Raw genomic sequence first — 24327 nt, forward strand, 5'->3', positions numbered from 1 at the left:
GGCTTAACCCTCCTGGTGAGCGGCAGGGGACTGGGTCATCAGGTTGCGCACCCGGGTCTGCATCACTTTTTCCAGCAGCGGCTGGCTTTTCAGCTGATCCGGCACGTCCATCGAGATCGACTGTTGGCTCAGGCTGTCCAGCTCTTCCAGGAAGGCCTTGGTCGCCGGATCGGTGGTGTCGAAATAGGCGCGCACCCAGGTGGAGACGGTTTCCAGCGATTGCTTGTAGGTCTCGTTCTGGTGGCGCGGGATGGCCTGTGCGGCCACCAGCAGGCGCGAACGGATGTTTTCGCGCAGGTAGATGTCTTGGTTCGGTGCCAGCAGCGGCTCGGCGCTGGTGTCGCGGCGACGGATGGTGATGAAGTCGGCCATGAAATTGCGCCAGCTCTTGGCCAGGTTCTGCCGCCACTCGCCGATCGAGCTGGAGAGTTCGCTGCTGTTTTGATCCATCGGCGCTTCGTCGGTGTCGTTATCCGCCAGACGCAGGTTATCCACCTGATTGGACAGCTGATTGACCTTGAGGATGATGCCGTCGTAATCGACCTGGGTCAGCGTAGAAAGCGTGCTGATGTCTTCGGTAATGGCGCGGCGCACGTCGAGCAGGCTCGGATCGTTCATGTCCGCCAGGCTGGCGTCGGCGCTTTTCAGCAGCGCGGCGGCGCTGGTGACGTCCTGATCGCTCCACAGCTTGCGGCCGGCCATTTTCACCAGGAAATCGGCCTGCGCCAGCAGCCAGGTTTTGGCGTCGCTGCCGGAGATGGTCGCAACTTTTTCCTGCAGTTCGCTCAATTGGCGCGCCAGATTCGCCTGCTCGCGGTCGGCGGCGTCCAGGGTTTTACCCTGCTGCTGCAACAGGCCCTCCAGCGCATTTCTTTCCTGCTGTTGGCTCTGCTTCACGCCTTCAAGCTGCTGCTGCAGCGCCTGATTGGCGGCGATCAGCTGTTGCGCCTGCTTGTGCGTGTGGTAATAGCCGCCCGCACCGAGGGAGATGACCAGCACGATAGCGATCGCGCCGAGCACCGGGCCGGTGTTCTTTCCTTTGCGGCTGGCAGCGGCTGGCTGCTGGGAGCTCTCAACCGCGGTGGTTGGCTCTTCAACCGGGGCGGATGGGGTATTTTGTTCCGTCATAGTGGCACATCCCATAGTCAGATTATTGTAGCGCGCGGATCAGCGCGTCATTATCGGCGTTGTCAGCTACCCGAATCGTACGCCAGCCCAAGTCCCGGGCGAGGGTAGCCAGGCGTTCGCTCACTACTACCAGGCGGCAACGCAGCAGCCATGAAGAACGATAGTAATCAGGAACTAAAGTATAGAGCTGTTGTAACATTTCACCGCTGGTCACCACCAGCGTATCCACACCGGCGCGCTGCCAGTGGGCGCTTTGCTCGCTGCCGTCGTAGTGCACCGGGCTGCGTTGATAGCATTCATAATAGCTGACGTCGGCGCCGCGCTCGCTCAGCGTCGTGCCCAGCAGCTCGCGGCCGCCGTTGCCGCGCAAAATCAGCGCGCGTTTGCCCGCCAGCTTTTGCAGCGCCGGCAGCAGCAGCAGCGTTTCGCTGATCTCGCGTTCACGCGGGTATTCCACCGGCAAACTGCTGATGCGGTGCAGCGCCAGCCCGGTGGTGCGGCCGATGGCGTAATAAGTCAGGTGCGCAGGCCAGCTCAGCCCGGCGCGGCCGATGACCGAATCGGCATAGTTCACCGAATGCTGCGACAGCACGAACACCAGATCGCCGGCGCTAAGCTGCTGCAACGCCTGCGGCAGCTGCGGCAGATCGCCGCCGGGGGCGAAGTCGATCAGCGGTGCATGATAGGCAACCCGGCCGAGTGCGCGCAGCCGGCTCACTAACTGCTCGCCCGAAGGCGATGGACGGGTTACCAGGATCGTCATGCCGGCGGATTTCCCTGGTAAACTTCGCGCAGGATCTCGCGTGCGCCGCGCGCCAGCAGCTCTTCCGCCAGCTCAACGCCCATCCGTTCGGCCTCGGCGGCCGGGCCGCGGCGTTCGCCGCGCACCATCTGGCTGCCGTCCGGCGCACCGACCAGGGCACGCAGCCACAGGCTGTCGCCATCCAGTTCGGCATAGCTGCCGATCGGCACCTGGCAGCCGCCTTCCAGACGGGTGTTCATCGCCCGTTCGGCGCGTACGCGGGTTTCGGTGGCCGCATGGTTCAGCGGCACCAGCAGCGCGCGGGTGACGCTGTCGTCGAGGCGGCATTCAATGCCGACCGCACCCTGGCCGACCGCCGGCAGGCACTCTTCGGCGCTCAGCGGGCTGCGGATGCGTTGCTCCAGCCCCAGGCGTTTCAGGCCGGCCACCGCCAGAATAATCGCGTCGTAATCGCCGTTGTCCAGCTTGGCCAGGCGAGTGCCGACGTTGCCGCGCAGGTCGCGCACGATCAGATCCGGGCGGCGTTCACGCAGTTGGCACTGGCGGCGCAGGCTGGAAGTGCCGACCACGCTGCCCTGCGGCAGCTGATCGAGCGAGGCGAAACGGTTAGAAACAAAAGCGTCGCGCGGATCTTCGCGTTCGCAAATGGTGGTCAAACCCAGGCCGGCAGGGAAATCGACCGGCACGTCTTTCATCGAGTGCACGGCGATGTCGGCGCGGCCTTCCAGCAGCGCCAGCTCGAGTTCTTTAACAAACAGGCCTTTACCGCCGACTTTCGCCAGCGGCGTATCCAGAATAACGTCGCCGCGCGTGACCATCGGCACCAACTCGACCTGCAGGCCGGGATGGCAGGCCATCAAACGTTGCTGCACATAATGTGCTTGCCAAAGTGCAAGTGGGCTTTGTCGGGTGGCAATTCGAATAATTTTGTCTAACATGCTTGTTACCGTTTTTATATTTCGCCATCCATCCTACCACTGAGAGCCAATACTGTCAGTGCAAGAAGCCGGAGGCGGAAAAAGGACAACGGAATCAAAGGGACGTGTGATGTGCTTTGGGGCAGTTAACACTGCGGGTAAATCGTTTAGGGAACCGCTACAATAATTGTGAAGCGTTACCTCCTTTACGGTCAATCAGCAAGGTGTTAAATTGATCACGTTTCCAGCAATAAGTCGCCAAATATTCTTCTTACACTAACGGCGCTTATGGAATACGGGTTTTTTTCTAAACACCGGGATAATCAGGCGAGACGTCTTGTACCTCTACATCGAGACATTGAAGCAGAGACTGGATGCGATCAATCAGCTACGCGTCGATCGCGCCCTGGCGGCTATGAAGCCCGCGTTTCAACGGGTATACAGTCTGCTGCCCACCTTACTGCACCACCACCACCCGCTGATGCCGGGTTACCTGAACGGTAACGTTCCCCACGGCATTTGCCTCTACACGCCTGATGAAACTCAACAAGATTACCTGAACGATTTAGAAGACAAATGGGGCAGCCCGTTTGACAAACCGGCCAGCGGCGAGCTGCCGATCACCGGCGTCTACTCGATGGGCAGCACCTCGTCTATCGGCCAAAGCTGCAGCTCGGATCTCGACATCTGGGTCTGCCACCAGTCCTGGCTGGACAACGAAGAACGCACCCGCCTGCAGCAAAAATGCAGCCTGCTTGAGAAGTGGGCCGCCTCGATGGGGGTGGAAGTCAGCTTCTTCCTGATCGACGAAAACCGCTTCCGCCATAATGAAAGCGGCAGCCTGGGCGGCGAAGACTGCGGCTCGACGCAGCATATCCTGTTGCTCGACGAATTCTACCGCACCGCGGTGCGCCTGGCCGGCAAACGCATCCTGTGGAACATGGTGCCGGGCGAAGAAGAAGCGCACTACGATGAATACGTGCTGTCGCTGTACGCGCAGGGCGCGCTGACGCCGAACGAGTGGCTGGATCTCGGCGGCCTGAGTTCGCTGTCGGCGGAAGAGTACTTCGGCGCCAGCCTGTGGCAGCTGTACAAGAGCATCGATTCGCCTTACAAGGCGGTGCTGAAGACCCTGCTGCTGGAAGCCTATTCCTGGGAATACCCCAATACCCAGCTGCTGGCGACGGACATCAAACACCGCCTGCATCAGGGGGAGATCGTCAGCTTCGGGCTCGATGCCTATTGCATGATGCTCGAGCGCGTGACCCGCTACCTGACCGACATCAACGACACCACCCGCCTCGATCTGGCCCGCCGCTGTTTCTACCTGAAAGTGTGTGAAAAGCTGTCGCTGGCCAAGGCCTGCGTCGGCTGGCGGCGCGAGATCCTCAGCCAGCTGGTCAGCGAGTGGGGCTGGAGCGAAGAGCGTCTGGCGATGCTGGACAACCGCGCCAACTGGAAAATCGAACGGGTGCGTGAAGCGCATAACGAGTTGCTCGACGCGATGATGCAGAGCTACCGCAACCTGATCCGTTTCGCCCGCCGCAACAACCTCAGCGTCAGCGCCAGCCCGCAGGATATCGGCGTGCTGACCCGCAAACTGTACGCGGCGTTCGAGGCGCTGCCCGGCAAGGTGACGCTGGTGAACCCGCAGATTTCGCCGGACCTGTCGGAAAACGATTTAACCTTTATTCACGTGCCGGTTGGCCGCGCCAACCGCACCGGCTGGTACCTGTATAATCAGGCGCCGGCCATGGATTCGATCGTCAGCCATCAGCCGCTGGAATATAACCGCTACCTGAACAAGCTGGTGGCCTGGGCCTATTTCAACGGCCTGCTGACTCCGCAGACCCGCCTGCACATCAAGAGCGGCAACCTGTGCGACACCGCCAAGCTGCAGGAACTGGTGGCCGACGTTTCTCATCACTTCCCGCTGCGCCTGCCGGCGCCGACGCCGAAAGCGCTGTACAGCCCGTGCGAAATTCGCCATCTGGCAATCATCGTCAATCTGGAAAACGATCCGACCGCCGCCTTCCGCAACCAGGTGGTGCACTTCGATTTCCGCAAGCTGGACGTGTTCAGCTTCGGCCAGCAGCAGCAGTGCCTGGTCGGCAGCATCGATCTGCTGTACCGCAACTCCTGGAACGAAGTGCGCACCCTGCATTTCAGCGGCGAACAGTCGGTGCTGGAAGCGCTGAAAACCATTCTCGGCAAAATGCACCAGGACGCCGCGCCGCCGGAGTCGGTGGAAGTGTTCTGCTACAGCCAGCACCTGCGTGGCCTGATCCGCACCCGCATCCAGCAGTTGGTGTCGGAGTGCATTGAGCTGCGCCTGTCCAGCACCCGCCTGGAGCCTGGCCGCTTCAAGGCGGTACGCGTCGCCGGGCAGACCTGGGGGCTGTTCTTCGAGCGCCTGAGCGTGTCGGTGCAAAAGCTGGAGAACGCGGTGGAATTTTACGGTGCGATCTCCAACAACAAGCTGCACGGCCTGTCTATCAAGGTGGAAACCGATCAGGTGCATCTGCCGCCGGTGGTGGATGGCTTCGCCAGCGAGGGGATCATCCAGTTCTTCTTCGAAGACACCTCGGACGACAAGGGCTTCAACATCTATATTCTGGACGAGTCGAATCGGGTGGAGGTGTATCACCACTGCGAGGGCAGTAAAGAGGAGCTGGTGCGCGACGTCAGCCGCTTCTACTCTTCATCGCACGATCGCTTTACCTACGGCTCCAGCTTCATCAACTTCAACCTGCCGCAGTTCTATCAGATCGTGCAGCTCGACGGGCGCACGCAGGTGATCCCGTTCCGCAGCAACGTGCTGTCCAGCCTGTGCGTGACGGTGGCCGATGGCGCCGCACAGCCGCTCAAACAGCAGTTCCAGCTGCATTGACGCCGCAAGGGCTCGGTTGCCGAGCCCTGCATCGCCTCAGGAAAACTGCAGTTCCTCACCGGCCTGTGCGCTGGCCGCTTCGCTGAGCAGCTGATAAAACGGCTGCCCGCTGCGATCGCATAGCCAGACGCCGTCGCGGTAGTTGAAGTGGTAACCGCCGGCCTTGGTGGCGAGCCACACCTGGTGCAGCGGCTCTTGGCGGTTGATGACGATTTTGGTGCCGTTTTCGAAGCTCAGCGTCATCACGCCGCCATTGGTTTCGTAATCGATGTCCGCATCGCCGTCAAAATCGTCCAGTGTCTCTTCAATATTCAGCATCAGCTGGTCGGCCAACTGATGAAACTCGCTGTCGTTCATATTCAATTCCTATTGCTTTTCATGATCCACCTGCGATTATAGAGACCTTGGACGCATGAATTACAGGCATTAATGCAAATGAAAAAACAACTACGCTATGCGCTGATGGCAGTTCTGCTTACCGGCCTCGCCGGCTGTGGTCTGAAGGGCCCGCTTTACTTCCCACCTGCCGATTCCGCCGGCCAAAAACCGGCCAAGCCGCCGGTGCAAACGGGCGATCAGGTGCAAAAGAACCAGCAGGAGCAGTCTGGCTCTCAGCAAAAACCGTCGATGGTCGACCAGTAACACCCTGTTTGCGGTGGCGAGCGCCGCCGCAAAATCAAGACGGATAGCGCGTCCAGATAGCGGAGTATGATATGCAGTTCTCCAAAATGCACGGTCTGGGCAACGACTTTATGGTGGTCGATGCCGTTACACAGAATGTCTATTTTTCACCTGAGCTGATCCGCCGGCTGGCCGATCGGCACCTGGGCGTCGGCTTTGACCAGATGCTGGTGGTAGAACCGCCTTACGATCCCGAGCTGGATTTTCACTACCGAATTTTCAACGCCGACGGCAGCGAAGTGGCGCAGTGCGGCAACGGCGCGCGCTGCTTCGCGCGCTTTGTGCGGCTGAAAGGGCTGACCAACAAGCGCGATATCCGCGTCAGCACCCAAACCGGGCGCATGGTGCTCAGCGTCACCGACGACGATCTGGTGTGCGTCAACATGGGCGAGCCGAACTTCGATCCGCAGGCGGTGCCGTTCCGCGCCGCCAAGGCCGAAAAGACCTACATCATGCGCGCGGCGGAACAGACCGTGCTGTGCGGCGTGGTGTCGATGGGCAACCCGCATTGTGTTTTGCAGGTGGATGATGTAAAAACCGCCAAGGTGGAGCTGCTCGGGCCGGTGCTGGAAGGGCATGAGCGCTTCCCGGAACGGGCCAACATCGGCTTTATGCAGGTGGTCAGCCGCGATCACATCAAGCTGCGCGTTTACGAGCGCGGCGCCGGCGAAACGCAGGCCTGCGGCAGCGGCGCCTGTGCGGCGGTAGCGGTGGGGATCCAACAGGAATTGCTGTCAGAAGAGGTGCATGTAGAACTGCCGGGCGGCAGCCTGCATATTCGCTGGAAAGGGCCGGGCAACCCGCTGTTTATGACCGGCCCGGCAACCCATGTCTATGACGGATTTATTCATCTATGAAGAGCGTAGAAGAACAGAGCGTCGCCGGCCTGGCGCTGGATGACGACACCGTGATGCAGTATCTGCTGCAGAACCCGGATTTCTTTATTCGCAACGCACGCCAGGTTGAGCAGATGCGCGTGCCGCACCCGGTGCGCGGCACCGTTTCGCTGGTGGAATGGCATCTGGCCCGCCAGCGCAATCACATCGAACGGCTGGAAGAAGAGATCACGCTGTTGATGGAACAGGCCAGCGCCAACGAAGCGCTGTTCGCCCGGTTGCTGCACCTGCAGGCCGATTTGGCCACCGCCGATAGCCTGCAGGACATGCTCAACCGGCTGCAGCGCTGGGCGCGCGGCTTCGGTTTGGCCGGTGCCACGGTGCGCCTGTTCGCCGAACGCTGGAAGATCGGCGCGCCTTCCGACTTTACCCACCTGGCGCTGACGCGTTCGGCGTTCGAGCCGTTCCGCATTCAGCGGCTGGGCAGCGAACAACACTACCTCGGCGGCCTGAACGGCCCCGAACTGCTGCTGCTGCTGCCGCAGGCCAAACAGATTGGCCAGATTGGCTCGGTGGCGCTGTCGATGCTGGGCGACGACGGCGAACTGGGCATGGTGATCTTCAGCAGCCGCGATACGCAACACTATCAGCAGGGCATGGGCACGGTGATGCTCAATCAACTGGCGCGCATGCTGCCGGAACTGCTGGAACGCTGGGTCGAACGCGCATGACGCCGATTGCGCCCAGCCTGCAGCAGCCGGTGGACGCTTTTCTGCGTTATCTCAAGGTAGAACGGCAACTCAGCCCGCTGACGCAGCTCAGCTATTCGCGCCAGCTGGCGGCGCTGATGCGCCTGGCGCAGGAGATTGGCGTCACCGACTGGACGGCGCTGGACGCCGCCCGGGTGCGCATGCTGGCGGCGCGCAGCAAACGCGCCGGCCTGCAGTCCGCCAGCCTGGCGCTGCGGCTCTCTTCGTTGCGCAGTTTCCTCGACTGGCTGGTCAGCCAGGGCGTATTGCACGCCAACCCCGCCAAAGGCATCCGCACGCCGCGCAGCGGCCGCCATCTGCCGAAAAACATCGACGTCGATGAAATGAACCAGCTGCTGGAGATCGATCTCAACGATCCGCTGGCGGTGCGCGATCGCGCCATGCTGGAGGTGATGTACGGCGCCGGCCTGCGCCTCTCCGAGCTGGTGGGGCTGGATTGCCGCCATGTCGACATGGCCGCCGGCGAGGTGTGGGTGATGGGGAAAGGCAGCAAAGAGCGCAAATTGCCGATCGGGCGCACCGCCGTCACCTGGCTGGAACACTGGCTGGCGATGCGCGATCTGTTCGGGCCGGAAGATGACGCGATGTTCCTGTCCAATCAGGGGCGGCGCATTTCGACGCGCAATGTGCAAAAGCGCTTCGCCGAATGGGGCGTGAAACAGGGCGTCAACAGCCATATCCACCCGCACAAGCTGCGCCACTCCTTCGCTACCCACATGCTGGAGTCCAGCGGCGATCTGCGCGCGGTGCAGGAGCTGCTCGGCCACGCCAACCTGACCACCACGCAAATTTATACCCACCTCGACTTTCAACATCTGGCGAACGTGTACGATGCCACGCATCCGCGCGCCAAACGGGGGAAATCCTGATGCATTTTTATCGCCCGCTGCGCCCGCTGGCGGCGCTGACTTTCGATCTGGACGACACGCTGTATGACAATCGCCCGGTGATTAGACAGACCGAACAACAGTCGGTGGCCTTCCTGCAGAGCTACCATCCCGGTCTGAACAGCTTCCAGTCGGCGGATTTCCACCGCCTGCGTCAGGAGCTGCGCGAGCAGGATCCGGAGATCTACCACGACGTCACCCAGTGGCGCTGGCGCGCTATTCATCTGGCGCTGAGCCGGCAGGGGCTGCGCGATGCCGACGCGGCGATCGGGGCCGATGCGGCGATGCAAAACTTCGCGCTGTGGCGCAGCCGCATCGAGGTACCGGAAGCGACCCACGCCACGCTGAAGGCGCTGGCCGCGCGCTATCCGCTGGTGGCGATCACCAACGGCAACGCCGATCCGGCACAGTGTGGCCTGGACGGCTACTTCCAGTTCGTGTTGCGCTCCGGGCCGGACGGCCGCGCCAAACCGTACCAGGACATGTACCACCTGGCCGTCGAGCGGCTGGGCGTGGCGCCCGAGCAGATCCTGCACGTGGGCGACGATCTGACTACCGACGTCGCCGGCGCGCTGCGCGCGGGGCTGCAGGCCTGTTGGATCAACGATCGGCAACGGGATCTGATGCGGGCTGCCGACAGCCGCCTGCTGCCGCATATTGAGATTTCGCAGTTGGCATCGCTGACAGCATTGTTATAATCCCTGCCAGAACTCTGTATAAATTTCCAGTGAAAAACCCGTCAGCGGCGGGTTTTCCCTTAACCATTAGTGGTGCCTATGGACGTCTCCGATCTGCTCGACAGCCTGAATGAAAAACAACGTGAAGCCGTGGCGGCGCCGCGCAGCAACCTGTTGGTTCTGGCCGGGGCGGGCAGCGGCAAGACCCGGGTACTGGTGCATCGCATCGCCTGGCTGCTGTCGGTGGAGAACTGTTCGCCGTATTCGATCATGGCGGTGACCTTCACCAACAAGGCGGCGGCGGAAATGCGCCACCGTATCGAACATCTGATCGGAACCAGCCAGGGCGGCATGTGGATCGGCACCTTCCACGGCCTGGCGCATCGTCTGTTGCGCGCCCACCATCTGGAAGCCAACCTGCCGCAGGATTTCCAGATCCTCGACAGCGACGACCAGCTGCGGCTGCTCAAGCGCATCATCAAGGCGCTGAACGTCGACGAGAAGCAGTGGCCGCCGCGTCAGGCGATGTGGTACATCAACGGCAAGAAAGACGAGGGCCTGCGGCCACAGCACGTCGAGACCTACAACAACCCGGTAGAGGCCACCTGGCTGCGCATCTACCAGGCCTATCAGGAAGCCTGCGATCGCGCGGGGCTGGTGGATTTCGCCGAGCTGCTGCTGCGCGCGCACGAGCTGTGGCTGAACAAGCCGCATATCCTCAACCACTACCGCGAACGTTTCACCAACGTGCTGGTGGACGAATTCCAGGATACCAACAGCATCCAGTACGCCTGGATCCGTCTGCTGGCGGGCGGCAACAGCAACGTGATGATCGTCGGTGACGATGACCAGTCGATCTACGGTTGGCGCGGCGCGCAGGTGGAAAACATCCAGCGCTTCCTGAAAGATTTCCCCGGCGCGGAAACCATCCGCCTGGAGCAGAACTACCGTTCCACCAGCAACATCCTGAAAGCGGCCAACACCCTGATCGCCAACAACGACGGGCGCATGGGTAAAAACCTGTGGACCGAAGGCGGCGAAGGCGAACCGATCTCCATCTACTGCGCCTTCAACGAACTCGACGAAGCGCGCTTCGTGGTCAACCGCATCAAGACCTGGCAGGACAACGGCGGGGCGCTGAACGACTGCGCCATCCTGTACCGCAGCAACGCCCAGTCGCGCGTGCTGGAAGAGGCGCTGCTGCAGACGGCGATGCCGTACCGCATCTACGGCGGCCAGCGCTTCTTCGAACGCCAGGAAATCAAGGATGCGCTGGCTTACCTGCGCCTCATTTCCAACCGCAACGACGATGCGGCCTTCGAGCGCGTGGTCAACACCCCGACGCGCGGCATCGGCGATCGTACCCTCGACGTGGTGCGCCAGGCGGCGCGCGATCGCCAGCTGACGCTGTGGCAGGCGACGCGCGAGCTGATGCAGGACAAAGTGTTGGCCGGCCGCGCCGCGTCGGCGCTGCAGCGCTTTATCGAACTGGTGGAGTCGCTGGCGCATGAAACCGCCGACATGCCGCTCCACGTGCAGACCGACCGGGTGATCCGCGATTCCGGGCTGTTCATCATGTATGAGCAGGAGAAAGGCGAAAAGGGGCAGGCGCGCATCGAAAACCTTGAGGAACTGGTGACGGCGACGCGCCAGTTCAGCTATCAGGAAGAAGATCAGGATCTGATGCCGCTGCAGGCGTTCCTGTCGCATGCGGCCCTGGAGGCGGGCGAAGGGCAGGCCGACGCCTACCAGGACGCGGTGCAGCTGATGACCCTGCACTCCGCCAAGGGCCTGGAGTTCCCGCTGGTGTTTATCGTCGGCATGGAAGAAGGCATGTTCCCGAGCCAGATGTCGCTGGATGAAGGCGGCCGTCTGGAAGAGGAGCGCCGCCTGGCCTATGTGGGCGTAACGCGCGCCATGCAGAAGCTGACGCTGACCTATGCCGAAACGCGCCGTCTGTACGGTAAAGAGGTTTACCACCGGCCGTCGCGCTTTATCGGCGAGCTGCCGGAAGAGTGTGTGGAAGAAGTGCGCCTGCGCGCCAGCGTATCGCGCCCGGTCAATCACCGCCGCATGGGTACGCCGATCAGCGAGAACGATACTGGTTACAAGCTGGGCCAGCGCGTGCGCCATCCCAAGTTTGGCGAAGGCACCATCGTCAATCTGGAGGGCAGCGGCGAGCACAGCCGGCTGCAGATCGCTTTCCCGGGCGAGGGCATCAAGTGGCTGGTGGCGGCCTACGCTCGCCTGGAAACGGTATAAAGAGAGGGGAGAGTTGCAGGGGCATGCCCCTGCAATCGTTCATTATCAGTGAGGGTAGCGATCGCCGACCTGCGCGGTGGCATACCAGCGCATCACCGCTTCGGTGCCTTCGCCGCCTTCCTGCGGCGCCCATTGCATGCAGTCCTCTTCGGTCAGTGCCTGATACGGGCCCTGCTTCACTTCGAATACCACGCCGCCGGCATCGACCGACAGCACCGCATGCCAGGTAAATGCCGGCATCTCCAGCACTTTGGTTTCTTCGCCGAGCAGGGTGCGCTGCGTGACGACGCCGTCATCGTTGAACTGCAACACGACAAAACGGCCGCGCAGCGGCGTCAGCAATTCCCAGGTTTGCGGGTGACGGTGCGGGCGGATATAGGTGCCGGGTTCCATGGCGATCGCCAGGCGTTGCACCGGGTCGCTCAACTCTTCGTGTAAAGTGCGGTGCGCGCGCAGGCGGGCCACGCTGGCGGCCTGTTCGCTCATCGCGGTCAGTTCATGGGCGGTAATCTGTTTCATCATTTAAATCCGCATGCTTGTCGTACCATTAGGGTGATGTCATCTTAACAACATTCTTGGTGGCGGTAAGCGATCGCCGCGACTTTTTCAGCACGGTTTAAGCGCCATTTTTACCATTGATCATCGTGATGATTTGTTGCGCAATTATCCCGCCTAACGTGTTGACAGGCTTTTTCCTCTCGGCGTAACATGCGCGCACTATTATCATTGAGGACAGACGCCTTGGACACACCCAGTAGATACTGGCTCACTGACCTGCGCCGCAGGTATAACTTCTAAGGCTCTCCGTTTTTGCTGATAGCCTTCGTGGTTGTCGGCGACCCCGCAAAGCGTCGCTATGAGTCAGATCTCTTCATGGTCTGAAACAAATCGGTGATACGCATCCCCTCTGTTTCTGTGCTTCAACGCGTTGTCCGCACCCGTTACCTTCACGGAGTTTTGGCACATGCTGAGCGCTTTTAAATTAGATAACCGCCGCTTGTCCCGTCTGGAGCTGGACGACTCGGATGATCTTACGTCATCGCTGTGGGTTGACCTGGTCGAGCCGGAAGAGGGCGAGCGTGAGCGCGTGCAGAATGAGCTGGGACAAAGCCTGGCGACGCGTCCCGAGCTGGACGACATCGAAGCCTCCGCCCGTTTCTTCGAAGACGAAGACGGTCTGCATATCCACTCCTTCTTCTACTTTGAAGACGCGGAAGATCACGCCGGCAATTCCACGGTGGCGTTCACCATCCGCGACGGCCGCCTGTATACCCTGCGCGAGCGTGAACTGCCGGCGTTTCGCCTGTACCGCATGCGCGCCCGCAACCAGACCATGCTCGAAGGCAACGCCTACGAACTGCTGCTGGATCTGTTCGAAACCAAGATTGAGCAGTTGGCGGACGAGATAGAGAACATCTACAGCGATCTGGAACAGCTCAGCCGGGTGATCATGGAAGGGCATCAGGGCGACGAATACGACGCCGCGCTGTCGACGCTGGCGGAGCTGGAAGATATCGGCTGGAAGGTGCGTTTGTGTCTGATGGATACCCAGCGCGCGCTCAACTTCCTGGTGCGCAAGGCGCGTCTGCCGACCGGCCAGCTGGAGCAGGCGCGTGAAGTGCTGCGCGACATCGAATCCCTGCTGCCGCACAACGAATCGCTGTTCCAGAAAGTGAACTTCCTGATGCAGGCGGCGATGGGCTTCATCAACATCGAGCAGAACCGCATCATCAAGATCTTCTCGGTGGTGTCGGTGGTGTTCCTGCCGCCAACGCTGGTGGCCTCCAGCTACGGCATGAACTTCGAATTCATGCCGGAGCTGAAATGGTCGTTCGGCTACCCGGGCGCCATCACCTTGATGATCCTGGCTGGCCTGGCCCCTTACCTGTACTTCAAGCGCAAGAACTGGCTGTAACCCGGCGGCGCCGGGCTCAGCGCAGCTTGCGCTGGGTATAGAGCGCGTCGAGGGTGAACAGGATCAGCGCCGCCCAGATAAAGCCGAAGGTCACCAGTTTGTCCTGGCCGACGGTTTCGCCGTAGAAGGTGACCGCCAGCAGGAACATCAGCGTCGGGCCGAGATACTGGAAGAAACCGAGTGTCGACAGGCGCAGCCGGGTGGCCGCCGCGGTGAAGCACAGCAGCGGCACGGTGGTGACGATGCCGGCGGCGACCAGCAGCAGGTTCAGCGACCACGGGTTGGCGCTCAGGTGGCTGGTGGGGCTGTCGGCGAACAGGAACAGATAGGCCGCCGCCACCGGCAGCAGCCACAGCGTTTCGATCAGCATGCCGGTCTGGGCGTCGATGGCGATTTTCTTGCGCAGCAGGCCGTAGAAGGCGAAGCTGAACGCCAGCCCCAGACCGATGATCGGCAACGAGCCGAACTGCCAGAGCTGTACCAGCACCCCGGTGAACGCCAGCGCCACCGCCACCCACTGCATGCGGCGGAAGCGTTCGCCGAGAAACAGCATTCCCAACAGCACGTTAACCAGCGGGTTGATGAAGTAGCCCAGGCTGGCCTCGAGCATATGGTGGTTGTTCACCGCCCAGATGAACAGCAGCCAGTTGCCGCCGATCAACAGCGCGGTGACCGCCAGCAGCAGCAGCCGTTTGCGATTTTGACAGGCGGCCCGCACTTTCGGCCAGCTGCGGCCCAGCGAGATCAGCGCCAGCATGAAGAAAAACGACCAGATGATCCGGTGGGTGAGGATCTCATCGGCGGGCACTTGCTGAATCAGTTTGAAATAGGCCGGGGCGATGCCCCACATAAAATAGGCGGCCAGGGCGAAGAAAATGCCCTGACGCGTTTGCTTTGCGTCCATGACGTCACTCGGGTGGGGAACGTAAGATGCGGTGAGTGTACTGAAGACGCTCACCGCACACAATCATCAGCCGACCAGATAGGTGGCGGTGGCGCTCGCGATATGCAGGCCGTCGTGGTTATGCAGCTCTACGCGCGCGACGGCGACTTTGTTGCCGCTGCGCAGCACGCTGGCGGAGGCGACGAAGTGCTCGCCGCGGCCGGGGCGCAGGTAATCGACGCGCAGATCGATGGTGCCCATGCGCGACAGCTTGGCGGCGATCTCCTCTTCGATCAGCGGCTCCAGGCGCGTCAGCACGCCGCCGGCGCAGGCCAATCCGGCGGCGACGTCAAGCACCGCGGCGATCACGCCACCGTGCAGAATTTCCTGTGCCGCGTTGCCCACCAGCTTGCGTTGGTTGGTGAAGCTCAGCTCGACGTAATCATCGTCGAAGCGGCGTAGCTCCAGGCCAAGCTCGCGGTTGAACGGCATGTGGTAGACAAAGATTTCGCCGATCTTGCGGCGGGCGGCTTCCAGGGTCAGTGATGTGGTCGACATAGCGGGTTTCCGTTTTTCTTTTGCGTTTTAAGGGAGCTAACTGGTCAGTCCAGGTTAATGGAATGTTGATTTTATGCTTAACCTTTGTTGCTTTCCAGACTATTCCAATAAAACCGACCTGCGCTGCGGTAAAGCCTCCTTTGTGTGTAAAATGGCCTGATTTTTTCCGGGCTTGCCCTTTTTCGTTGGAGTGAGGAGAGGTTATGCGCATTTTGTCAGGGATCGTTTCCGCCACGCTGCTGATGCCAGCGCTGGCATTGGCTGAGGAAGCCAAAGAGCAGCAGATTCACGATAAGCCGGCGGTGCGCGGCAGCATTATCGCCAACCTGCTGCAGGAGCACGATAATCCGTTCACGCTGTATCCTTACGATCCCAATTATCTGCTGTACACCGACACCAGCGATATCAACAAAGAGGCCATCAAGACGTACAACTGGGCCGACAAGGCGCGCAAGGACGAGGTGAAATACCAGCTTAGCCTGGCGTTTCCGCTGTGGCGGGGCATTGCCGGCGACAACTCGGTGCTCGGCGCGTCTTATACTCAGCGCTCCTGGTGGCAATTGTCCAACCGCGGCGAGTCTTCGCCGTTCCGCGAAACCAACTACGAGCCGCAGCTGTTCGTGGGGTGGGCGACCGATTACCGTTTTGCCGGTTGGACGCTGCGCGATGTTGAAATCGGCGTTAACCATCAGTCTAACGGCCGTTCGGATCCGACGTCGCGCAGCTGGAATCGCGGCTATGCGCGGCTGATGGCGCAAAACGGCAACTGGCAGGTGGATCTCAAGCCCTGGTTCCGTTTCTCGGAGAGCTCGAGCAACGACGACAACCCGGACATCACCAAATACATGGGATACTACCGGTTGAAGGTCGGTTACGCCTGGGGCGACAGCGTGTTCAGCGTCGACAGCCACTACAACTGGAACAGCGGCTACGGCGGCGCGGAGCTGGGCTGGAGCTATCCGATCACCCGCAACGTGCGTTTCTATACCCAGGTGTTCAGCGGCTACGGCGAATCGCTGATCGACTATAACTTCCGGCAGACACGGGTGGGCGTTGGTGTCATGCTGAACGATATTATGTAATCATACCCGGTGGGTGTGTACCGATGAAAAAATGGGGAAGTGTGTGTCAACCGCAGCAGTGATTAACAGAGAGTTGCTGGCCGAGCAGGTATTGCGCGATACCTTTGGCTACCAGCAATTCCGTCCGGGCCAACAAACGATTATCAACGCCGCGATCGGCGGGCAGGATTGCCTGGTGGTGATGCCGACCGGCGGCGGCAAGTCGTTGTGTTACCAAATCCCGGCGCTGGTGATGGACGGCCTGACGCTGGTGGTTTCCCCGCTGATCTCGCTGATGAAGGACCAGGTCGACCAACTGTTGGCCTACGGCGTTTCCGCCGCCTGCTACAACTCGACGCAAACCCGCGAGGAGCAGCTGGACGTTATGGCCGGCTGCCGCAACGGCACCATCAAGATGCTGTACATCGCCCCGGAACGGCTGATGATGGAAAGCTTCCTCAGCCTGCTCGATCACTGTCCGCCGGCGATGCTGGCGGTGGATGAGGCGCACTGTATTTCGCAGTGGGGCCATGACTTCCGGCCGGAATATCGCGCGCTGGGTCAGCTGAAACAGCGCTTCCCGTCGATGCCGGTGATCGCGCTGACCGCCACCGCCGACGAGTCCACCCGCGGCGATATCGTGCGCCTGCTGTCGCTGCAGGACCCGCTGGTGCAGGTCAGCAGCTTCGACCGGCCGAACATCCGCTACACGCTGGTGGAAAAATTCAAACCGCTCGATCAGCTGTGGCGCTTCGTGCAGGATCAGCGCGGCAAGAGCGGCATTATCTATTGCAACAGCCGCGCCAAGGTGGAAGACACCGCCGCGCGTCTGCAAAGCCGCGGGCTGAGCGTCGGCGCCTACCACGCCGGGCTGGACAACGATCGCCGCGCGCAGGTGCAGGAAGCGTTCCAGCGTGACGATTTGCAGGTGGTGGTGGCTACCGTCGCCTTCGGCATGGGCATCAATAAACCCAACGTGCGCTTCGTGGTGCATTTCGACATCCCGCGCAATATCGAATCCTATTATCAGGAGACCGGCCGCGCCGGGCGCGACGGCCTGCCGGCCGAAGCCATCCTGCTGTACGATCCGGCCGACATGGCCTGGCTGCGCCGCTGCCTGGAGGAAAAACCCGCCGGGCAGCAGTTGGACATCGAGCGCCACAAGCTGAACGCCATGGGCGCGTTCGCCGAGGCGCAAACCTGCCGCCGTCTGGTGCTGCTCAACTACTTCGGCGAAGGCAAGCACGAGAACTGCGGCAACTGCGACATCTGCCTCGATCCGCCCAAGCGCTACGACGGACTAGAGGACGCGCGCAAGGCGCTGTCCTGCGTGTACCGCGTCGGCCAGCGCTTCGGCCTCGGGTACATCGTGGAAGTGCTGCGCGGCTCCAACAACCAACGCATTCGCGAATACGGCCACGATAAGCTGCCGGTGTACGGCATCGGCCGCGATCAAACCACCGAACACTGGACCAGCGTGCTGCGTCAGCTGATCCACCTGGGCTTTATCACCCAGAACATCGCCATGCACTCGGCGCTGCAATTGACCGAGGCGGCGCGTCCGGTGTTGCGCGGCGAGGTGGCGCTGCAGCTGGCGGTGCCGCGCATCCAGAGCCTGAAGTCGCGCAGCAGCGCCAACCAGAAATCCTACGGCGGCAATTACGATCGCAAGCTGTTCGCCAAGCTGCGCAAACTGCGCAAATCGATTGCCGACGAAGAAAACATTCCGCCTTACGTGGTGTTCAACGACGCCACGCTGCTGGAAATGGCCGAACAGATGCCGATCAAGGCCGGCGATCTGCTGAGCGTCAACGGCGTCGGCCAGCGCAAACTGGAGCGTTTCGGCGCGCCCTTTATGGCGATGATCCGCGACCATCTCGACAATGACGAAGACTGAGGGCGATAAATCATGCTGATGCTGTTTCTCACCGTGGCGCTGGTGCATCTGATTGCGCTGATGAGCCCGGGGCCGGACTTCTTTTTCGTGTCGCAAACCGCCGCCAGCCGCTCGCGCCGCGAGGCGATGATGGGCGTGGTCGGCATTTCGCTCGGCATCGTGGTGTGGGCCGGCGTGGCGTTGATGGGGCTGCATCTGATCCTGCAGAAGATGGCCTGGCTGCATCAGATCATCATGGTCGGCGGCGGCATTTACCTGTGCTGGATGGGGTGGCAGCTGCTGCGTTCCGCGCGGGCGCAGCAAGCGCAGCCGGCGGCGGAGACTCAGGTGGCGTTGCCGAAGGCCGGGCGCAGCTTTATTCGCGGCTTCCTGACCAATCTGTCCAACCCGAAAGCGGTGATCTATTTCGGCAGCGTGTTCTCGCTGTTCGTTGGCGACAGCGTCGGCGCCGGGGCGCGCTGGGGACTGTTCCTGCTGATCGTCGCCGAGACCTTCGTCTGGTTCAGCCTGGTGGCGGTGGTGTTCGCGCTGCCGGCGATGCGCCGCGGCTACCAGCGGTTGGCCAAGTGGATCGACGGGGTGGCGGGCGTGCTGTTCACCGGCTTCGGGTTACACCTGATCTTTACCCGCTGATCGGCAGTGACATGCCCAAGGCCGAGCAGCGATGCCCGGCCTTTTTTGTCAGGCTTTGCGGGCGGTCGCCAGCAGCCCCGCCACCAAAATGAACAGCGAACCGAACACCCGGTTGAGCAGCTGCATCTGGCGCGGCGTTCTCAGCCAGCCGGCGATGCGCGTCGCCAGGGTGGCGTAACCGATCATCACCAGAATATCCACCACCACGGTAGTGACGCCGAGCACCAGATACTGCTCGGCCTGCGGCTGATTGGGCAAGATGAACTGCGGGAACAGCGCGGCGAGGAACACGATGCTTTTCGGGTTGGTCAGGTTGACCAGCACCGCGCGGCGGAACAGACGGCGGCGCGGCATGCTGCCCGCCAGCGCATGCAGATCCAGCGCCCCGGCGGCGCGCCATTGCTGGATGCCGAGCCACACCAGGTAGGCGGCGCCCAGCCATTTCAGCAGCTCGAACGCCAGCAGCGATTGAGAAATCAGCGCGCCGAGACCGATGCCCACCAGCACGATGTGCGCGCTCAACCCGACCTGCAGCCCGGCGATCGACGCGGCGGCGCCGCGATAGCCGTGGCTGATGCCGGTGCTCATGGTGTTGATGGCGCCTGAGCCGGGGGACAGGCTGAGGATAAGCGTGGTCAGCAGGTAGGTTAACCACCAGTCCAAGGTCATGGTTCTCGGCTCCCTGAAAGTGTCGTTTTGTGCCACAATGCGCCGAGGCGGCGCCGTTTTTTGTAAGAATTGAATCACAATACGCTAGTATGATTTCTTGTGCCAGCGGTCACATTTTCCGCCGGCCCCACAGGGAAAACGCTCTCGATGACCTCGTTCACTCTCAGCTCCGATGACTGGTTAACGCGTGAAACGCAGTTCGCTGCCTTCGCCACCGGGCCGCTGCTGGACTTCTGGCGGCTGCGGGAAGAGGGCGAGTTCAGCGGCGTGGACGGCGTGCCGATCCGCTTTGTGCGTTTTCGCTCCGCGCGACATCAGCGGGTGGTGGTGGTCAGCCCCGGCCGCATCGAAAGCTACGTGAAATACCCCGAGGTGGCCTACGATCTGTTCCACTGCGGTTACGACGTGGTGATCGTCGATCATCGCGGCCAGGGGCGCTCCGGCCGTTTACTGGCGGATACGCACCGCGGTCATGTGGTAAACTTCGCCGACTACGTGGACGATTTCGAGCAGCTTTGGCAGCGCGAGGTCGAATCGCGCGGTTATCGGCAGCGCTTCGCGCTGGCGCATTCGATGGGCGGTGCGATCCTGGCGCAGTTCCTGCAGCGCCGGCCGCAGGCATTCGACGCGGCGGCGTTTTGCGCGCCGATGTTCGGCATCCAGTTGCCGATGCCGGGCTGGCTGGCCGACCGCATTCTCGACTGGGCGGAGACGCGCCCGGCGATCCGCGACTACTACGCGGTGGGCACCGGCCAGTGGCGTCCGTTGCCCTATGTGGTCAACGTGTTGACCCACAGCCGCGAGCGCTATCGGCGCAGCCTGCGCTATTACGCCGATTACCCCGAGCTGCAGGTGGGCGGGCCGACCTACCATTGGGTGCGGGAGAGCATCCGCGCCGGCCGGCAGATTATCGCTCAGGCCGGGGAGATAACAACGCCGCTGTTGCTTTTGCAGGCCGGTGAGGAACGGGTGGTCGACAACCGTTCGCATCAGGCTTTTTGTCAGGCTCTGTCAGACGCGGGGCGCCCTTGCGAAGGGGGGCTCCCGTGGGTTATCAACGGCGCACGCCATGAGATCCTGTTCGAGCGGGACGCGATGCGCGCCGAAGCACTGAACGCAATCCTGCGCTTCTTTGCTCAACACTTAGGCGGCGCGCTGCCGCCGACAACTCCATCAGAGGTTAGAACATAACGCTATGTATCACGTCGTCGCTTCCGATTTAGATGGCACGCTGCTGTCTCCCGACCATACCCTGTCGCCGTACGCCAAAGAAACGCTGAAGTTGCTGACCCAGCGCGGCGTGCATTTCGTGTTCGCCACCGGCCGCCACCATATCGACGTGGCGCAGATCCGCGACAGCCTGGAGATCAGCGCCTTTATGATCACCTCTAACGGCGCGCGGGTGCACAACACCGCCGGCGAGCTGATTTTCAGCCATAACCTGGACGGGGATATCGCCCGCGATCTGTACGGCATGCTGCACGACGATCCGGAGATCACCACCAACGTCTACCGCAACGATGACTGGTTCATCAACCGCGAAAGCCCTGAGCAGGAAGAGTTCTTCCAGGAGTCGGTGTTCAAATATCAGCTGTTCGAGCCGGGCCTGCTGGAAACCGACGGCGTCTGCAAGGTTTACTTCACCTGCGAAGATCACGAGCGGCTGCTGCAGGTGGAAGATGCCATCAACGCGCGCTGGGGCGATCGGGTCAACGTCAGCTTCTCGTTCCCGACCTGCCTGGAAGTGATGGCGGGCGGCGTGTCGAAAGGGCATGCGCTGGAAGAAGTGGCCAAGATCATCGGCTATACGCTGCAAGAGTGCATCGCCTTCGGCGACGGCATGAACGATCTGGAGATGCTGTCGATGGCCGGTAAGGGCTGCATCATGCGCGATGCGCATCAGCGCCTGAAGGATATGCTGCCGGAGCTGGAAGTGATCGGCTCCAACGTCGATAACGCGGTGCCGCACTACCTGCGCAAGATGTTCCTCTGAAATCACCCGGCCGTTTCTCTGAAATAACAAGGGCGCCTTGCGGCGCCCTTAAAGTCAATGATAAACCGGATGACGTTGCCGAGCTGACAGTGGGCAATATCTAAAAAACAAGGAAAATCAATTTATTGATTTTCGACTGATATCCACAAAGGAGGAAAAACCACGTTTTTTCCTCCTTTGTCAGCAATTCAAGGGCGCCTTGCGGCGCCCTTGGCATTACTTGTGCTGGCCCTGCTTCTGCAGGAACTGCACGCCCTTGTCCGGGAAGTCGGTGAACACACCGTCGACGCCGGCCTGGTTGTAAATCACGTCATACAGCTGGTTCACGTCGGTCACGTACTTCGGCAGCGCATCGGCGCGGATGGTGAACGGGTGCACCGCCAGCTTGCTGGCATGCGCTTCTTTCACCATGTCGGTCAGCACGATGTGGCCCGGCTTGGATTGATCCGCGACCACCAGCATGTGGTAGTCCGGCCCGATGCCGTCGGCATACTGAGCGATTTTCTTCATCGCGCCCGGCTTGAACATCCAGTCGTAGTCGTATTCTACCCACTTGCCGTCGGCTTTCTGCTCGTAGGTTTCCTGCCAGTCGTTATAGGCGATCAGCTGCACCAGCTTCAGATCCATGCCCAGCTTCGGCTCCAGCTCGTTCTTGATGCGTTTGAGCTCGTTGGCGTCGAAGCACTGCAGGTAGACGTTATCGTTCTTGCCGGTGTAACCGTACTGCTTGAGTACCGCCAGCACTTTGCTGGAGATGTCTTTGCCTTCCTGTTTGTGGAACCACGGCGCCTTGATTTCAGGGTAGATGCCGATGTTTTTGCCGGTCGAATGGTTCAGACCCTGCACGAACTCGATCTCTTCCTGGAAGGTGTGTACGCGGAAGTCGGATTTGCCCATCGGGAAGCGGCCAGGATAACCCTGTACCTTCTTGCCGTTTTCGATTTCAAAGCCTTCGGTGAACTTCAGCGATTTGATCTCCGCCAGCGTAAAGTCGATGGCGTAGTAGCGGCCGTCTTTGCGCGCGCGGTCCGGGAAGCGTTCGGCGACGTCGGTGACGCGATCGAGGTAATGGTCGTGCAGCACCACCAGCTCGTTGTCCTTGGTCATCACCAGATCTTGTTCGAGGTAATCGGCGCCCTGGGCGTAGGCCATCGCTTTCGCCGGCAGGGTGTGTTCCGGCAGGTAGCCGCTGGCGCCACGGTGGGCGATCACCACTTTGTCCGCCGCCTGTGCGGCGCTGACCATCGAGGTGGCGAGAATGATCCCTGTCAGCAGGGCTTTGACTTGAGTCCGCATTCCGTTTTTCTCCGTGTTGTTGGGGGCAGGGTAGTAAAAAGGCCGCAGGGCGGCCTTTAAATCATGCAAAAGTCGTGTGACGCTTAACCGCGCTTGGCGGCGATTTCCGCGTGGTGTTTCTTTTCGTTCAGCATGGTCAGCAGCAGCAGGATAACCGCCAGCACGCCGCCGCCGATCATCACCATGAAGCCGCCGTCCCAACCGAAGAAGTCCACGGTGTAACCGACGATGGCGCTGGCCGCAACCGAGCCGCCCAGGTAGCCGAACAGACCGGTGAAGCCCGCGGCGGTGCCGGCGGCTTTCTTCGGCGCCAGCTCCAGCGCGTGCAGGCCGATCAGCATCACCGGGCCGTAGATCAGGAAGCCGATGACCAGCATACAGATCATGTCCACGGTCGGGTTACCGGCCGGGTTCATCCAGAACACCACGGTGGCGATGGTCACCAGCGTCATGAAGAACACGCCGGTGGCGCCGCGGTTGCCTTTGAACACTTTGTCCGACATCCAGCCGCACAGCAGGGTGCCCGGGATACCGGCGTATTCATACAGGAAGTAGGCCCAGGACGACTTGTCCAGCGCGAAGTGTTTCACTTCTTTCAGGTAGGTCGGCGACCAGTCCAGAATGCCGTAACGCAGCAGATAGACGAACACGTTGGCGACCGCGATGTACCACAGCAGCTTGTTCGGCAGAATGTACTGCATGAAGATCTGCTTGGCGGTCAGCTCTTCTTCGTCTTTTTCGCTGTAGTCGTCCGGATAGTCGTTTTTGTACTCTTCAATCGGCGGCAGGCCGCAGGATTGCGGGGTGTCGCGCATCAGGGCGAAGGCGATCAGGGCAACCAGGATGGCACCGAAGGCCGGCATGTACAGCGCCGCGTGCCAGTCGTTGAACCAGGCCATACCCAGCAGGAACAGCAGCGGCGGCAGGCCGCCACCCACGTTGTGGGCGCAGTTCCAGATGGAAACGATGCCACCGCGTTCTTTCTGCGACCACCAGTGCACCATGGTGCGGCCGCACGGCGGCCAACCCATGCCCTGGAACCAGCCGCACAGGAACAGCAGGACGAACATGATGGCGATGCTGGAGGTGGCCCACGGCACGAAGCCCATGAACAACATCACCGCCGCCGCCAGGATCAGGCCGGCAGGCAGGAACACCCGCGGGTTGGAACGGTCGGAGACCGAACCCATGATGAATTTGGAGAAGCCGTAGGCGATGGAGATGCCCGACAGCGCGAAGCCGAGGTCACCGCGGCTGAAGCCTTGTTCGATCAGGTAAGGCATGGCCAGGGTGAAGTTCTTACGCACCAGATAGTAAGCGGCGTAACCGAAGAAGATCCCCAGGAAAATTTGCCAGCGCAGCTTACGGTAGAGCGGGTCTACCTTATCGCTCGGCACACGGGCGGTGTGTGCGGCCGGCTTAAAAATACTCAACATGAGCGCCTCCGATGGCTTTATCTGTTATCACATCAATATGACCTTTTACGTTCATTTGATGATTGAGCGGATATCGAATGTGGTGTTTTTGTGTTCCATAACGAGCGCCATTGTCATCAAATACGCCTGGTGTCGCTGTGACGAATGGCGCAATTGTTACACTTTCATGAAACCA

At 61.1% G+C, this 24327-nt stretch carries 23 protein-coding genes; 13 read left to right on the forward strand and 10 right to left on the reverse strand.

The genetic code is table 11. From position 1 onward, the window contains the following. Positions 1–3: 3 nt before the first annotated feature. From hemX to hemC, 3 genes are read right to left on the reverse strand one after another with little or no spacing between them, the layout of a single operon-like run. The gene (gene hemX, locus QOL81_RS19590) at positions 4–1128 is read right to left on the reverse strand and encodes a uroporphyrinogen-III C-methyltransferase (RefSeq protein ID WP_169317946.1); all 1125 of its coding nucleotides are present in this window, start codon (positions 1126–1128) and stop codon (positions 4–6) included. Positions 1129–1150: 22 nt separating this feature from the next. Next, complete coding sequence (gene hemD, locus QOL81_RS19595; RefSeq protein WP_049200055.1) at positions 1151–1891, reverse strand: uroporphyrinogen-III synthase; 741 nt, start codon at positions 1889–1891, stop codon at positions 1151–1153. Further along, entirely contained in the window at positions 1888–2829 is a 942-nt protein-coding gene (gene hemC / locus QOL81_RS19600; RefSeq protein WP_038874089.1) for a hydroxymethylbilane synthase, read from the reverse strand. The genes hemD and hemC overlap by 4 nt, the downstream gene beginning before the upstream one ends. A 316-nt stretch (positions 2830–3145) precedes the next feature. On the opposite strand from hemC, the gene QOL81_RS19605 reads away from it, so the two are divergent. Further along, a complete protein-coding gene (locus QOL81_RS19605; protein WP_019452546.1) occupies positions 3146–5698 on the forward strand; it encodes a class I adenylate cyclase in 2553 nt (850 codons plus the stop codon). Between the two features lie 36 nt (positions 5699–5734). On the opposite strand, the gene cyaY is transcribed toward QOL81_RS19605, so the two are convergent. Next, positions 5735–6055, reverse strand: a complete 321-nt coding sequence (gene cyaY / locus QOL81_RS19610; protein ID WP_049200053.1) for an iron donor protein CyaY — start codon at positions 6053–6055, stop codon at positions 5735–5737. Between the two features lie 78 nt (positions 6056–6133). Between cyaY and lptM the strand changes: the two genes are divergently transcribed. From lptM to uvrD, 6 genes are all read left to right on the forward strand, one after another. Beyond that, complete coding sequence (gene lptM, locus QOL81_RS19615; RefSeq protein ID WP_048232385.1) at positions 6134–6340, forward strand: LPS translocon maturation chaperone LptM; 207 nt, start codon at positions 6134–6136, stop codon at positions 6338–6340. Between the two features lie 71 nt (positions 6341–6411). Further along, positions 6412–7236, forward strand: coding sequence for a diaminopimelate epimerase (gene dapF, locus QOL81_RS19620; protein WP_049200051.1), 825 nt, complete (start codon positions 6412–6414; stop codon positions 7234–7236). After that, on the forward strand, positions 7233–7946 hold the full coding sequence (locus QOL81_RS19625; protein WP_060424209.1) for a DUF484 domain-containing protein: 714 nt from the start codon (positions 7233–7235) through the stop codon (positions 7944–7946). The genes dapF and QOL81_RS19625 overlap by 4 nt, the downstream gene beginning before the upstream one ends. Then, a complete protein-coding gene (xerC, locus tag QOL81_RS19630) occupies positions 7943–8854 on the forward strand; it encodes a tyrosine recombinase XerC (protein ID WP_070915644.1) in 912 nt (303 codons plus the stop codon). The genes QOL81_RS19625 and xerC overlap by 4 nt, the downstream gene beginning before the upstream one ends. Further along, positions 8854–9570, forward strand: coding sequence for a 5-amino-6-(5-phospho-D-ribitylamino)uracil phosphatase YigB (gene yigB / locus QOL81_RS19635; protein ID WP_060441210.1), 717 nt, complete (start codon positions 8854–8856; stop codon positions 9568–9570). The genes xerC and yigB overlap by 1 nt, the downstream gene beginning before the upstream one ends. 78 nt (positions 9571–9648) lie before the next feature. Further along, positions 9649–11811 (forward strand): DNA helicase II, encoded by a 2163-nt coding sequence (uvrD, locus tag QOL81_RS19640; protein ID WP_038874108.1) that lies wholly within the window; start codon positions 9649–9651, stop codon positions 11809–11811. A gap of 45 nt (positions 11812–11856) precedes the next feature. On the opposite strand, the gene QOL81_RS19645 is transcribed toward uvrD, so the two are convergent. Then, positions 11857–12330: a WbuC family cupin fold metalloprotein gene (locus QOL81_RS19645; protein WP_025160392.1), complete on the reverse strand. Its 474-nt coding sequence runs from the start codon at positions 12328–12330 to the stop codon at positions 11857–11859. Positions 12331–12775: 445 nt separating this feature from the next. Between QOL81_RS19645 and corA the strand changes: the two genes are divergently transcribed. Further along, positions 12776–13726, forward strand: a complete 951-nt coding sequence (gene corA / locus QOL81_RS19650; RefSeq protein ID WP_004934262.1) for a magnesium/cobalt transporter CorA — start codon at positions 12776–12778, stop codon at positions 13724–13726. 16 nt (positions 13727–13742) lie between these two features. Here corA and rarD read toward each other — a convergent pair whose 3' ends face one another. Both rarD and QOL81_RS19660 read right to left on the reverse strand, forming a co-directional pair. After that, positions 13743–14630, reverse strand: coding sequence for an EamA family transporter RarD (rarD, locus tag QOL81_RS19655; protein ID WP_060424204.1), 888 nt, complete (start codon positions 14628–14630; stop codon positions 13743–13745). Positions 14631–14696: 66 nt separating this feature from the next. Beyond that, positions 14697–15167 carry a thioesterase family protein gene (locus QOL81_RS19660; protein ID WP_225529365.1) on the reverse strand — a complete coding sequence of 157 codons (471 nt, stop codon included), beginning with the start codon at positions 15165–15167 and terminating at the stop codon, positions 14697–14699. Positions 15168–15370: 203 nt separating this feature from the next. Here QOL81_RS19660 and pldA point away from each other — a divergent pair, with 203 nt between their 5' ends. The 3 genes from pldA to rhtC are packed head-to-tail and all read left to right on the forward strand — an operon-like array spanning position 15371 to position 18758. Next, positions 15371–16249: a phospholipase A gene (gene pldA, locus QOL81_RS19665; protein WP_004934270.1), complete on the forward strand. Its 879-nt coding sequence runs from the start codon at positions 15371–15373 to the stop codon at positions 16247–16249. A 43-nt stretch (positions 16250–16292) separates the two neighbouring features. Next, positions 16293–18125 carry an ATP-dependent DNA helicase RecQ gene (gene recQ, locus QOL81_RS19670; RefSeq protein WP_060424201.1) on the forward strand — a complete coding sequence of 611 codons (1833 nt, stop codon included), beginning with the start codon at positions 16293–16295 and terminating at the stop codon, positions 18123–18125. Positions 18126–18137: 12 nt separating this feature from the next. After that, complete coding sequence (rhtC, locus tag QOL81_RS19675) at positions 18138–18758, forward strand: threonine export protein RhtC (protein WP_142109126.1); 621 nt, start codon at positions 18138–18140, stop codon at positions 18756–18758. 48 nt (positions 18759–18806) lie between these two features. On the opposite strand, the gene rhtB is transcribed toward rhtC, so the two are convergent. Next, positions 18807–19427, reverse strand: coding sequence for a homoserine/homoserine lactone efflux protein (gene rhtB, locus QOL81_RS19680; protein WP_025304879.1), 621 nt, complete (start codon positions 19425–19427; stop codon positions 18807–18809). A gap of 147 nt (positions 19428–19574) precedes the next feature. Between rhtB and pldB the strand changes: the two genes are divergently transcribed. Both pldB and yigL read left to right on the forward strand, forming a co-directional pair. Next, positions 19575–20618: a lysophospholipase L2 gene (gene pldB, locus QOL81_RS19685; protein WP_060424198.1), complete on the forward strand. Its 1044-nt coding sequence runs from the start codon at positions 19575–19577 to the stop codon at positions 20616–20618. 4 nt (positions 20619–20622) lie between these two features. After that, complete coding sequence (yigL, locus tag QOL81_RS19690; protein ID WP_019452532.1) at positions 20623–21420, forward strand: sugar/pyridoxal phosphate phosphatase YigL; 798 nt, start codon at positions 20623–20625, stop codon at positions 21418–21420. Between the two features lie 216 nt (positions 21421–21636). Here the strand turns inward: yigL and glpQ are convergent, their stop codons facing one another. Both glpQ and glpT read right to left on the reverse strand, forming a co-directional pair. Next, positions 21637–22716: a glycerophosphodiester phosphodiesterase gene (gene glpQ / locus QOL81_RS19695; RefSeq protein WP_015376272.1), complete on the reverse strand. Its 1080-nt coding sequence runs from the start codon at positions 22714–22716 to the stop codon at positions 21637–21639. 83 nt (positions 22717–22799) lie between these two features. Further along, positions 22800–24152 carry a glycerol-3-phosphate transporter gene (gene glpT, locus QOL81_RS19700; protein ID WP_047729425.1) on the reverse strand — a complete coding sequence of 451 codons (1353 nt, stop codon included), beginning with the start codon at positions 24150–24152 and terminating at the stop codon, positions 22800–22802. Positions 24153–24327: the final 175 nt, after the last annotated feature.

It is taken from the genome of Serratia sp. CC22-02 (assembly GCF_900182895.1).
GTDB classification, from domain to species: Bacteria; Pseudomonadota; Gammaproteobacteria; order Enterobacterales; family Enterobacteriaceae; genus Serratia; species Serratia nevei.